The 12944-nt window shown below is 31.7% G+C and carries 13 protein-coding genes and 2 tRNA genes; 14 read left to right on the top strand and 1 reads right to left on the bottom strand.

The features are described from left to right. Nucleotides 1–7: 7 nt before the first annotated feature. Nucleotides 8–83, bottom strand: a tRNA-Lys gene (locus DK405_RS03140). Nucleotides 84–448: 365 nt separating this feature from the next. Between DK405_RS03140 and DK405_RS03135 the strand changes: the two genes are divergently transcribed. The 14 genes from DK405_RS03135 (at nt 449) to rpoB (ending at nt 12842) form a co-directional block, all read left to right on the top strand. Next, complete coding sequence (locus DK405_RS03135; protein WP_045912744.1) at nt 449–814, top strand: cupredoxin domain-containing protein; 366 nt, start codon at nt 449–451, stop codon at nt 812–814. Between the two features lie 28 nt (nt 815–842). Continuing rightward, nucleotides 843–1682 (top strand): FTR1 family iron permease, encoded by an 840-nt coding sequence (locus DK405_RS03130; protein ID WP_045912743.1) that lies wholly within the window; start codon nt 843–845, stop codon nt 1680–1682. A 3-nt stretch (nt 1683–1685) separates the two neighbouring features. Then, nucleotides 1686–2222 carry a septation protein A gene (locus DK405_RS03125; RefSeq protein ID WP_012462220.1) on the top strand — a complete coding sequence of 179 codons (537 nt, stop codon included), beginning with the start codon at nt 1686–1688 and terminating at the stop codon, nt 2220–2222. Nucleotides 2223–2310: 88 nt separating this feature from the next. Beyond that, entirely contained in the window at nt 2311–2922 is a 612-nt protein-coding gene (gene recR, locus DK405_RS03120) for a recombination mediator RecR (protein WP_011944341.1), read from the top strand. A gap of 320 nt (nt 2923–3242) precedes the next feature. Then, nucleotides 3243–3851 (top strand): lysophospholipid acyltransferase family protein, encoded by a 609-nt coding sequence (locus tag DK405_RS03115; RefSeq protein WP_231967608.1) that lies wholly within the window; start codon nt 3243–3245, stop codon nt 3849–3851. Between the two features lie 173 nt (nt 3852–4024). Next, nucleotides 4025–5209: an elongation factor Tu gene (gene tuf, locus DK405_RS03110; RefSeq protein ID WP_064613288.1), complete on the top strand. Its 1185-nt coding sequence runs from the start codon at nt 4025–4027 to the stop codon at nt 5207–5209. A gap of 118 nt (nt 5210–5327) precedes the next feature. Beyond that, nucleotides 5328–5402, top strand: a tRNA-Trp gene (locus DK405_RS03105). 61 nt (nt 5403–5463) lie between these two features. Next, nucleotides 5464–5664, top strand: a complete 201-nt coding sequence (gene secE, locus DK405_RS03100; protein WP_012462216.1) for a preprotein translocase subunit SecE — start codon at nt 5464–5466, stop codon at nt 5662–5664. A 23-nt stretch (nt 5665–5687) separates the two neighbouring features. Continuing rightward, nucleotides 5688–6242 carry a transcription termination/antitermination protein NusG gene (gene nusG / locus DK405_RS03095; protein ID WP_045912111.1) on the top strand — a complete coding sequence of 185 codons (555 nt, stop codon included), beginning with the start codon at nt 5688–5690 and terminating at the stop codon, nt 6240–6242. Between the two features lie 39 nt (nt 6243–6281). Continuing rightward, nucleotides 6282–6728, top strand: coding sequence for a 50S ribosomal protein L11 (rplK, locus tag DK405_RS03090; protein ID WP_045912110.1), 447 nt, complete (start codon nt 6282–6284; stop codon nt 6726–6728). A 3-nt stretch (nt 6729–6731) separates the two neighbouring features. Beyond that, the gene (rplA, locus tag DK405_RS03085) at nt 6732–7478 is read left to right on the top strand and encodes a 50S ribosomal protein L1 (RefSeq protein WP_045912109.1); all 747 of its coding nucleotides are present in this window, start codon (nt 6732–6734) and stop codon (nt 7476–7478) included. 3 nt (nt 7479–7481) lie between these two features. Continuing rightward, complete coding sequence (gene rplJ, locus DK405_RS03080) at nt 7482–7991, top strand: 50S ribosomal protein L10 (RefSeq protein ID WP_011944334.1); 510 nt, start codon at nt 7482–7484, stop codon at nt 7989–7991. Nucleotides 7992–8012: 21 nt separating this feature from the next. Then, on the top strand, nt 8013–8402 hold the full coding sequence (rplL, locus tag DK405_RS03075; RefSeq protein ID WP_080946207.1) for a 50S ribosomal protein L7/L12: 390 nt from the start codon (nt 8013–8015) through the stop codon (nt 8400–8402). Between the two features lie 315 nt (nt 8403–8717). Next, complete coding sequence (rpoB, locus tag DK405_RS03070; protein WP_045912108.1) at nt 8718–12842, top strand: DNA-directed RNA polymerase subunit beta; 4125 nt, start codon at nt 8718–8720, stop codon at nt 12840–12842. Nucleotides 12843–12944: the final 102 nt, after the last annotated feature.

The raw sequence follows: 12944 nt of genomic DNA, 5'->3' as shown, positions 1-12944 counted from the left end.
ATTAAAATGGTGAGCCTGCCGGGATTCGAACCCGGGACACCTTGATTAAAAGTCAAGTGCTCTACCAGCTGAGCTACAGGCTCGCATAGCTTAAATGAAATTCACTTATGTTTTGATATCGAATTATTTAAAACTATTTAATAAACTTTATTATAATACTAAAAACAGTATACAGTAAACTTTAATGAGCTTTAATGGAAAATGAGATAAATTTTGTATAGTGTCAAGATTTATTAATAAAAATTGTTGTATGTCAAAGATAGAATTGATATTATTGCATCTATTATAGGGCTTAAGTTTTTCTTAACTTGTCCTAAGAAAATTATACAAAGTAAACAGTAGATAGCATTATAATAATTTCCAAATATTGGAAAGTGATTATAATAAATATTGGATTTTGATTTTTTAGCTGTAGTATTATGTTTCTATAATTTTAAATTGTTTTAAAATGAATAATGCTGGTGTAAAAAATTGGTTTGCTAAGTTATCGATAGGTGTATATTTATTGCTTGTATTGCTAACTTTAGCATCTTGGCGTTCAGATAGTGATTCTGAGCTGTGTAAATTGGTAATAAAAGATCATAAATTTGAGCCTAGCGAAATACATGTACATGCTAATAAGAGAATAGAATTAATCATAGAAAATCTTGATGACTCTGTTGAAGAGTTCGAAAGCCGAGATTTAAAGAGAGAAAAAATTATTCCTGCTCATAGTACAGTAAAAATAATATTGCCGCCTCTTAAGCAAGGTAGTTATAAGTTTTTCGGAGAATTTAATGAAGAAACTGCTCAAGGAGTAATTATTGTAGAGTGAAACAAGTAAATCAAACAACACATAAGTTATGGCTAAAGTATCAATAATAGTTTTTCGAGAAATGCTAGAGATTTCAATTTTTATTGGTATTATTAGCATTGCTACTAGAAGTATAATAAATTCTCGAAATTATATTATTTTAGGAATTGTCATTGGTAGTATTATATCTATATTAGTTGCTTTGATTTTTGCTAAAATATCACTTATGTTTGATGGGTTAGGAGCGGAATTTTTTTCTCTTGCAATAATTTTCATAGCTATAGCTATGGTTGCATATACAATTGTTAGGGTGATGAACTATAATAATGAACTAAAACAGCGATTTAGTGATTTGCAAAATGGTATTCAAGTTGGAATTAAATCAAAATTGGCGATATCATTAATGGTTGCTGCTACTGTTGTGCGTGAAGGGGTTGAGATAGTGCTTTTTCTTGGTGGTATTATTGCAACTGATAAGATGGTATGTATTACTAATTATTTAATAGGTGGTATGATGGGTGGTATAAGCGCAGTATTAATAGGATATGGTTTATATAATGGTTTGATAATTATTGCGCCAAAATATTTGTTTAAAGTATCTCTTGGAGTATTAATTTTTATAGCAGCAGCTATGTCCTCGGACGCAGCTGCTATTATGACATCATCTGGCATAATTACAAGCTGTTCAGAAGTTTTATGGGATTCTTCATGGTTAGTATTAGATGGCAGTTTTTTCGGTAGATTTTTAAAAGTGTTAATTGGATATACTGCTACTCCAAATACACTACAAGTTATATTTTATATTTCAACTTTGTTAGGGTTATATATGCTGCATTATTGCTGTTCAATGGATAATCTAAATCAATTTCAAAAAAAGTGGAAAAAATAAAAAATGTTAAAGATTTTATTAGAATCTGGTCCTGTCATAGTTTTTTTTGTGACTTATAACATTGGTAGTGATATGGGTATGGCAACTTTATGTATTATGGTGTCAACATGTATATCACTGCTTATTAGCTATATTATTTATAAACAAGTTTCATTGCCGCTATTAATTTCAGGAGGTGTGTTGCTTGTTTCAGGTATAATTTCGATATGGTTAAATGATTTTAAATATATTAAAATGAAGCCAACAATATTATACATAATATTGGCATTGATATTATATATTGGCTACTTAAAAAAATTGCCTTTACTAAAGCCAGTATTCTCACAATTATTTCAAATGGATGATCGGCATTGGTTAACTTTTTCACTGCGATCTGCTTTCTATCTTATTTTTATGGCTGTAATAAATGAAGTTACATGGCGTTGTTATTCTGAGGCTTTTTGGGTTGCCTTTAAGGTATTTGGAGTTTTTCCTTTGACAGTGTTGTTTTTCTTGACGCAATTGCCGTTTTTGCTAAAGCATCAAAAGAAAATTGATTAAGATAACTTCATAAGGTGTTTCTTAAGAAGCAAGAGTATAGTAAGGTGAAGGAAGAGTATAAAAGCTAAAAGCGTAAAAGATTATTGTAATGCATAAAGATTCTAATATAATAGAGGAATTAATATTTTCTTTTGCTCAGTTGCCTGGATTAGGTAACCGCTCTGCTAGGAGGATAGTGCTTTATTTAATGCAAGATAAGGAAGTTAGAATTAAAAATCTTAATAATCAATTAACTTCTGTGTTAAATAATATTATGGAATGTGATTATTGTGGAAATTTAGATGTAGTTTCTATTTGTAATATTTGCAGACATTCTGAGCGTGATTCATCAATCATAGCTATAGTTGAGTCTGTAGCAGATCTTTGGGCTTTAGAACGTAGTAAGGTTTTTAAAGGCTGGTATCATGTTTTAGGGAAAACATTATCTGCTGTTAGCGGTAACGATGCTATTAATAGCCTAAAATTACCTAAGTTATTGAATCGTATTCGTGAGTATAAAGTACAAGAAATAATTTTAGCTACTAACTCAACAATAGATGGGCAAATGACTGCTTTTTTTGTTATTGATTATTTGAAAGATGAAAATTTAAAAATCTCAAAATTGGCTTCCGGAATTCCGTTAGGTGGTGAGTTAGATTATTTAGATGAAGGTACTTTGTTGGCAGCATTTAAGGCTAGACAATCTCATGATTTGTTATGACTTTAAATGATTTTTTAGTTGATATTTTTGTGGATGTTTGGGAAAGATGATTGATTGCTAGATTAAGAAAATCACGAAATATTTAAATTTTGTAATGAAGAAGTAAGATTGTAGAATTAAGGTTCGATATTATAGAATAGTTTAAGTGTTATGGTAATTACTTTATGAAGCTAAAATGCAGTTTTATGGTTTATTTACGTACTGGCTTGTTTTTTATAATGATATCCATTGTTAGTGTTGCATTTTTGCCTGTTATGTTTGTTGTACTATTATGTTCAAGAAATAATTATAAGGTGAAGTATTTTATAGCTAAGTTATATGTGAAGATTTTTATTAATCTTTTAAAAATAATTTGTGGGCTAAATTTTCAAGTTAGGTATGATGCTAAGTTGCCATTAGGACCGGCAGTGGTGTTATCTAATCATCAATCTTTTTGGGAGAATGCTGTAGTATTACTGTTGTTTCCTATGCAAAGTTGGGTAGTGAAGCGTGAGTTATTCAATATTCCAGTATTTGGTTGGGGATTAAGATTAATGGATCCAGTTCATGTTAATAGAAATGATTTTTGGTCTGTAAGAAAAATTTTAACTATTGGGCAGCAAAAGATTAAAGATGGCTTATGGATGATAATGTTTCCTGAGTCAGCGCGAGTGCCGATAGATGTAGATAAAAAATTTAAGCCTAGTGGTGTGAAATTAGCTAGTTTATCTAAAGTGCCTATTGTATTGATGACCCATAATGCTGGAGTGTTCTGGCCTGCAAGGAGTTTGTTAATTAAGCCAGGAATAATAAAGATTATACTAGGGCCTGTTATTGAATATAAAGATTATAAGATGCTTGCTATTCGAGAGTTGAATAATTTAGTTGAATCTTTAATTGTTGAGAGAAAAAAACTTTTGTTAAAGAATGTGATAACTAATAGTCAATAAAAAAAATTAGTTGAAGAATTATATGTTAATTAATGTAATATAAAATTAATTCTTGCAATTATAGCAAATATTTAGTATTTGTATTTAGTAGTTAAGTTTAAGTTTTTCTAAGATAATATAAAGTTTAATAGAAAAATTATTTACAATGGAGTAATTATAAATTATAAAAGATTATGGCAGTAGCATTTAATAGAGATAAGCCGCATTGTAATATAGGAACAATAGGGCATGTTGATCATGGAAAAACATCACTAGCAACAGCAATAACTATAGTATCGTCAGAGTTAAGTGATGGTGCTGTAAAGGTGAAGAATTATGATGAAATTGATTCTGCACCAGAAGAAAGAGCTAGAGGGATTACAATACAGACTGCTCATGTAGAGTTTATAAGTAAGAAGAGACATTATGCGCTTGTAGATTGTCCTGGGCATGTTGATTATATTAAAAATATGATCACTGGAGCATCTCAAACTGATGGCTTGATATTAGTTGTATCTGGTGTTGATGGTGTTATGCCTCAAACAAGGGAGCATGTGTTATTGGCAAAGCAAGTTGGAGTGCCAAGTATTATAGTTTGTATAAATAAGATAGATCAAGCTGATCCAGAATTGTTGGAATTAATTGAGATGGAAGTAAGGGAATTGTTGACGAAATACGATTTTCCAGGTGATACTGTTCCTATAATTAGATGTTCAGCTTTAAAAGCGATAAATGGTGATTCTAATGCTAAGAAAGGTATATTAGAATTAATGGATGCCATAGACGATTACATACCACAGCCTACTAGAGTTTTAGATCAGCCGTTTTTAATGCCGATAGAGGATGTGTTCTCAATATTGGGTCGTGGTACAGTAGTTACAGGAAGAATTGAGAGGGGGGTTATTAAAGTTGGTGATGAAGTAGAAATAGTTGGATTGCGTAGTACTCAGAAGACGATATGTACTGGTGTTGAGATGTTTAAGAAGGAGTTAGAGCAAGGGCAGGCTGGAGATAATGTAGGTATATTATTACGTGGGATAAAGCGTGAAGATGTAGAAAGGGGGCAGGTTTTAGCTAAGCCTGGAACTATTACTCCGCATTCTAGTTTTGAAGCTGAGGTTTATGTTTTAACTAAAGAAGAAGGTGGTAGGCATACTCCGTTTTTTCAAAATTATAGGCCTCAGTTTTATTGTAGAACAACAGATGTTACTGGTGAGATAGCGTTATTATCTGGAAAAGAGATGGTGATGCCTGGGGATCATGCTACACTAAGTGTTAATTTAGTAGCGCCTATTGCTATGGATCAAGGGTTGTCTTTTGCTATTCGTGAAGGAGGTAAAACTGTTGGTGCTGGCAAAGTCTCTAAAATTATAAAATAAGTAAGATAGAGATTGATTTAATTTGTTGCATAATGTTAACTATATTTTTTTTCTTATCAAAAAAAGGTTATAGAATTGGGCTCTATTTCTTGGTGTTATTATATGATTTTATTTAATTAGGAGTGTAGCTCAATGGTAGAGCACCGGTCTCCAAAACCGGGTGTTGCGGGTTCAAGTCCTGTCTCTCCTGCCACTTCTATATAAAATAGAGTTCAATGAGTGTAATATTAAGTTAAGATATTTTTTTGAAAGAGATGTTGAAAGTAAAAAGAATGATTGAGTTTTGTAAACAGGTAAAAAGTGAAGCTATGAGAGTAGTATGGGTGGATATTAGAGAAGTTTGGATGTCTGTATTAGTTGTTTTAGTAGCTGTAGGTTTATTTAGTATACTGTGCGTAATACTTGATTATGGTATCTATAATGTTGTGCAACTATTACTGAATATAGGGAAGTAAATTATAGCTACTAAAAAAGATTATTGGGTAAGGTAAAAATTGTGGCATATCAATGGTATATAATTCGTACATCTGGTTCAGAGAGTAGCATTAAGCAAACTATTTTAGAAAAAGCTGCCAAGAAGGGGATTGCTCATTGTTTTGAAGAGATAATTATACCTGGTATACAAGTAGTGAAAATGAAAAGAGGAAAAGCTATTAATGTTAATAAGAAGACAATGCCAGGTTATATCTTAATTAAGATGGATATGATTGATCAGGTAAAAGACTTTATGCAAAAAGTAGTAAAGCTGAATCGTTTTCCAGGGAATGAAAGTAAGATAGTACAAGTTACTGAAAAAGAAGTACAAGAGATGATGGTTCAATTAGAAAATAAAGCTCAAGATCCTTCCTTTTTAGAGAAATATCAAATTGGAGAGGAGGTAAGAGTTAATGATGGCCCTTTTGAAACTTTTGTTGGCAGAATTGAAGAAGTTGATTATGCAAAAAAGATTTTAAAACTTTCAATAAGTATATTTCAGCGTTCTACTGAGTTAACTGTTGATTTTTCTCAAGTGGAAAAGTTGAAAAATGATTAAATTTTAAAAATAAATTTTGTTAATTTAGGCTAAATAAAGATGAAAAAGAAGGTAACTAGTAAGGCTATAGGTTTAATAAAGCTTGTTATACCAGCAGGTAAAGCCAATCCTTCGCCACCTATAGGTCCAGCTTTAGGGCAAAGAGGGTTGAATATTATGGAGTTTTGCAAAGCTTTTAATGCTAGTACTCAATCAATGGAGTCTGGTATTCCAGTTCCTGTAGAAATTACTGCTTATGAAAATAAAAGTTTTACTTTTGTTATTAAGATTCCTCCAGTATCTTATTATTTAAAGCAATATGCTAATATTGATAAAGGTTCTGCTGCTCCTAAGAAAGATCCTTATGTTGCTAAGATTACTGTATCTCAATGTGAAGAAATTGCAAAAATAAAAATGAATGACCTCAATGCTAATGATTTGGCAGCTGCAACTAAGATTATCAAAGGGTCTGCTGAATCAATGGGTTTGGAAATAGTTGAGAGCTAAGAAATGTTAAATATAAATAATAAAATAGCTAAAGGTGGCTATGTTTATAGCAAGAATATTAGACTCGCTAAGTCAAAGATTGATAAGCAAAAGTGCTATGATGTGCGTGAAGCATGCTCAATTATTAAAGAAATATCATTTGCAAAATTTAATGAAACTGTTGACATTGCAATTAAACTTGGGATTAATCCTAATCATTCTAATCAAGTAGTGCGTGGCATAGCTGCTATGCCATCTGGCACTGGGAAAACAGTAAAAGTTGCTGTAATTTGTCAAGAAGAGAAATTAGATGAGTTTAAAACAACTGGAGCTGATATAGTTGGGTCTCTTGATATTATTGAGGCAATTAAATCAGGAAATATTGATTACGATGTTTATATTACCACTCCAGCTATGATGGTCGCTGTTAGTCAAGTTGCTAGAATTTTAGGGCCAAAAGGGCTAATGCCTAATCCTAAATTAGGTACTGTTACTAATGATGTTGCTGCTGTTGTTAAAAAAGTTAAAAGTGGGCAAGTGGAATTCAAGGTTGATAAAGCTGGGAATATTCATGCTGGAATTGGAAAAATTTCATTTTCTATTGATGAAATAGAAGCTAATATTAACGCATTGGTTTCAGCGATAATAAAAAGTAAACCTTCTGAAGCAAAAGGAACTTATTTGAAGGGGATATACTTATCTACAACTATGGGGCCTTCTGTAAGACTTGAAATTTCTAATTTTACTGAAAGCGGTAATGAAAGGAGATAGTTAATGTTGTATTCTAAAAAAAAGGAGTTTGTTAAGTTTTTAGAGGGAATATATAAAAATGCTAACACAATTGTTGCTATCCATTATCATGGATTAACTGTAGCTCAGTTAACACAAATACGTAAAGATTTGCGTGTATCTGGTGCTAGGTTAAAAATTGTTAAAAATACTCTTGCAAAAATTGCAGTAGCTAATTTGAAGATAAAGCAAGCTGATATTTTTTCTGGGCCGATAGCTATAGCTTACTCTGAGGATTATATTACTGTTCCTAAAGTTATTTTAAGATTTGCTGATCAGTATCCTAGTTTAAAGGTAGTGGGTGGCTTTGTTGATCAGAAAGTTGCTACAATGAATGATATAGAGCAATTAGCTAGTTTAGCTACATCTGAATCACATAAAGGTAATTTTTTAAGTTTGTTACAAATACCAATAAGAAGATTTGCAACAGTTTCGCATGCTCCATTGGTAAAATTAGTAACTATATTGAAAAATTATGTAAATAATAAGTCTTAATGTTTATCAAGGTAAAAAATTATGTCAAAAACTATGTCTGAGAATGTAAAGAAAGCTGTTGATATGTTATCAACTTTTTCTGTGATTGAATTATTAGAATTAACCAAAGTTCTTGAAGAAGAGTGGGGAGTGTCTTCTATTCCAAGTAATATTCCAGTAGCTACTGCTATGGCTCCTGTTCAGGAATCTGAAGAAGAGAAAAATGAGTTTGATGTTATACTTGCAACAGTTCCGGAAAAAAAGGTTGATGTTATTAAGATAGTAAAGAATATTACTGGGCTTGCATTAAAAGAAGCTAAAGAAATGGTGGATAGTGCTCCGAAAGTTATAAAAGCATCTATTAGTAAAGCAGAAGCTGAAGATATTAAGTCGCAGTTAGAAAATGTTGGAGCTAAAGTGGAGTTAAAATAGGTTATTTTAGTTAAATATGTATGTGAAATATAAGTTAAAATAATAATTTTTTATATATTTAGGTTTATTTATATCGCTATGTTACTTAGTTTTTAATTTTATTTTAGAAGCTGATAGTATAACTCTATCTTTATAATCGATGTTTTGCTTTAAGTTGTGTTGTTGTTTTTGCGCTTGTTACATGCAGTATAAAATTTTGGTATGAGATTGATATATAACAGAAAGTGCAGGATGTAGAATTAGTTTTAAATCTTTAGTTGTATAAATGAAATCTAGGCTTATACTTTATAGCTATTTAGGAAAATAATATTATATATGCAATACTTATTATCTAAGAAACGTATTAGAAAAAATTTTGGTAAAATAAATTTGGTGTCTTCGATACCTAATCTTATTCAAGTGCAAAAAAATTCTTATAATAAAGAATTTTTGCAGCTAGGAGTGCCTGTAGATTGCCGTGAAAACAAGGGATTGCAAGGGGTATTAAATTCTATTTTTCCTATTCATGATTTAGATGGAAGTGCAATATTAGAGTTTGTAAGGTATGATTTTGATGAGCCTAAATATGATGTTGAGGAATGTATTCAAAGGGGGCTGAGTTATACTGCTGCTTTAAAAATTACTTTAAGTCTTATTGTATTAGATGATAGTGATAAAAGCGATTCTAAAGAAATCAAGGGTATAAAAGAGCAAGCAGTTTATTTTGGGGATATTCCATTAATGACTGCTAATGGTACTTTTATTATTAATGGTACTGAGAGAGTAGTAGTATCACAGATGCATAGATCTCCAGGAGTTTTCTTTGATCACGATGATGGGAAAACACATTCTACTGGTAAATTAATATATTCAGCAAGAGTTATTCCTTATCGTGGTTCATGGTTAGATTTTGAATTTGATGCTAAAGATTTATTATATTTTAGAATTGATCGCAAAAGAAAGCTTTATGTTACTACTTTGCTTATGGCTTTAGGTATGTCATCACATGACATACTAAATTTTTATTATGAATCTGCAGCTTATAAAAAAAGTGAGAATGGGTGGATTGTTGACTTTTTACCTGAATTAGTTAGTACTAAGCATTTGGCTTATGATTTAATTGATGCACAGACTGGTAAGGTATTATTAAATGCGGGTCAAAAGATTACATTTAGGATAGCAAAAATGCTTGCTGATAAAGGAGTCAAGCAAATATTAGTTAAGAATGATAGTTTGGTTGGGAAATTGTTAGCTGAAGATTTAGTTAATAATCAAACTGGTGAGGTATTATTAGGTGTAGGGGAAGAAATTACTAATGATATCCTAACAATAGTAAATGATTTGCAAATTACGACTGTTAGGGTTTTAGCAGTAGGTGGGCAATGTGGTCCATATGTGCGTAATACTTTATTTCTAGATAAAAATAAGGATCAAAAATCATCATTAGTGGAGATATTTCGAGTATTGAAGCCTGGTGAAATGGCTACAACTGCAGCTAGTCGTGGATTACTTGATAGTTTACTGTTTGATAATAATAGATATGATCTTTCTGAAGTTGGAAGAATTAAGATTAACTCTAGGCTGAATTTGGATGTAGATTTAAAAAATACATGTATAACTGTAGAGGATATAAAAAAGATAATTAAGCTTTTGGTTGACATTAAAGATGGTAAAGCTTTAGTAGATGATATTGATCATTTAGGTAATCGTAGAGTTAGATCAGTAGGTGAGTTAGTTGAAAATCAATTTAGAACTGGGTTGGTTAGAATTGCAAAATTTATTGTAGAGAGAATAGGAAGTGTTGAGATTGATGCTGTTGTGCCTAACGATTTAGTTAATGCTAAATTATTGACATCTGTAATAAAAGAATTTTTTGGGACTTCTCAATTATCTCAGTTTATGGATCAGACAAATGCTTTATCGCAGATAACTCATATAAGAAGATTATCTGCGCTTGGTCCAGGTGGATTGAATCGTGATAGAGCTGCTTTAGAAGTTAGGGATGTACATCCAACTCATTATGGTCGTATTTGTCCGATTGAAACTCCAGAAGGTCAAAATATTGGATTAATTAATTCTTTAGCTATTTTTGCTAAAATTAATAGGTATGGATTTATAGAAAGTCCTTATCGCAGGGTTATCAATCGACGTGTTACAGATGAAGTAGTATATCTTTCTGCGCTTGAGGAAGGAAGATATAAAATAGCTCAAGCTGATACTTCTTTATGTACTAATGACTGTCTTATTGATGGATTAGTTAGTTGTCGCTATGATGGTAATTTTGTTATGGTGCCTGCTCAAGAAGTAGATTTTATTGATTTAACTCCTATGCAAGTTGTATCAGTTGCTGCTTCTATGATTCCATTTCTAGAAAATGATGATGCTAATCGTGCGTTGATGGGAGCTAATATGCAAAGGCAGGCTGTGCCATTGTTAAAGAGTCAAGCTCCTTTAGTTGGGACTGGAATTGAATCTGTTGTTGCTCATGATTCTGGGACAGTTGTTGCTGCTTTACATGATGGAATTGTGGAACAAGTAGATTCGACTAGAATAGTTGTTAAAACTTCAGTTAAAAAGGATGCTGGAGCTCCTGGTGTTGATATATATAATCTTAAAAAATTTCAGAGATCAAACTATAATACTTGTATTAATCAAAAGGTATTAGTAAATGTTGGAGACATAGTAAAAAAAGGTGATGTTATTGCTGATGGGGTAGCTACTAATAAAGGAGAGATAGCTTTAGGGCGTAATGTTTTAGTAGCATTTATTGCCTGGAATGGGTATACTTTTGAGGATTCTATATTAGTTTCTGAAAGAATTGTTAAAGAGGATATATACACGTCAATTCATATTGAAGAGTTAGAGCTTGTTGCTAGAGATACGCGTTTAGGTCCTGAAGAAATTACTAGAGATATTCCTAATGTTAATGACGAAAGTTTGCGTCATTTAGATGAGGTTGGTATTGTAAATATTGGAGCTAAAGTACGAACTGGTGATATTTTAGTTGGTAAGGTAACACCAAAAAGCGAGTCACCAGTGACTCCAGAGGAGAAGTTATTAAGAGCTATATTTGGTGAAAAAGCTTCTGAAGTAAAGGATTCATCACTGTATGTTCCTCCTGGAATTACTGGAACTGTAATTGATGTACGAGTTTTTTCACGTCGTGGTATAGATAAAGATGAGAGAACTTTAGCAATTGAGAAGCAAAAAATTAGAAAATTAGTCAAAGATTATGAGGATGAGTTAGCAGTTATTCAACATTTTACTATTGTTAGGGTAAAGGAGCTATTAGTAGGGCAAGTAGCTGCTTGTAGTTTAGATAGCATTATAATTGGAGATAAGCTTAATGAAGCTATGCTGAATAAGTTAACTAACGAGCAATTGTTGAAATTGAAAGCAGATAATAGCAGTATCATGGATGAGATTTCAGAAATCAAGTGTCATTATGAAACTACTCGTGCTCAATTAACGAGTCAGCTTAATAGTAAAATAGAGAAAATTCAATGTGGTGATGATTTACCTCAAGGAGCTTTAAGGGTTGTTAAAGTTTTCATTGCTATCAAGCATAGGTTGCAGCCTGGAGATAAAATGGCCGGGCGGCATGGTAATAAAGGTGTAGTTTCTAAAGTAGTGCCTGAGGAAGATATGCCATTTCTTGAAGATGGTACCGTTGTTGATATAGTATTAAATCCGTTGGGGTTACCTGCTAGAATGAATGTTGGACAAATCTTAGAGACTCATTTAGGTTGGGCTGGAGTGAATTTAGGACGGAAGATTGGAAAGATGGTTGATGATTATTATTCTGGTAATAATCAATGTACTGATGAAATTAGAAAATTTGTAAAAAAGATATATGCAAATAATAGTATTGCTGATACTATTGACCAAGTAAATGATCAACAATTAATTGAGATATGTCAAGAGTTGCGTCAAGGAATATATTTTTCGACTCCAGTGTTTGATGGGGCAAAAATTGCAGATATAAAGCAAATGCTTGAGTTAGCTGATGTAGATAAGTCTGGACAAGTGAGGCTTATTGATGGTAGGACTGGAGAATATTTTGATAGAAGATGCACTGTAGGTTATCAATATTTATTGAAGTTGCATCATTTGGTTGATGAAAAAATACATGCTCGTTCTATTGGACCATATAGTCTCGTAACACAGCAACCTTTAGGAGGTAAATCTCACTTTGGAGGTCAAAGATTTGGAGAAATGGAGTGTTGGGCACTGGAAGCATATGGTGCAGCTTATACACTTCAGGAGCTTTTGACAACTAAATCTGATTCTGTAGAAGGTAGAATTAAAATGTATCAAGCAATAATACGTGGTAACAACAATTTTGTATCTGGTGTTCCTGAGTCGTTAAATGTTATGATTAAAGAATTAAGGTCTCTATGTCTTAATATTCAGTTAGAGGAGAATGATGAAGAAGATGAGAATCAAAATGAGAATTATTAATTTTATCTTTTAGAGTAATATTTGTTATTGAGTTATTTCTTAAAGCTCTATAAAAATTCATTAGTTCAATGAATTAAAAAAAGTTTAAGGTTATTTTTTAGG

Origin of the sequence: Orientia tsutsugamushi (assembly GCF_900327275.1) — a bacterium.
Lineage (GTDB): Bacteria > Pseudomonadota > Alphaproteobacteria > Rickettsiales > Rickettsiaceae > Orientia > Orientia tsutsugamushi.
The sequence above is the reverse complement of the archived record's forward strand: the minus strand, read 5'-3'. Positions and strand labels throughout refer to the sequence as shown.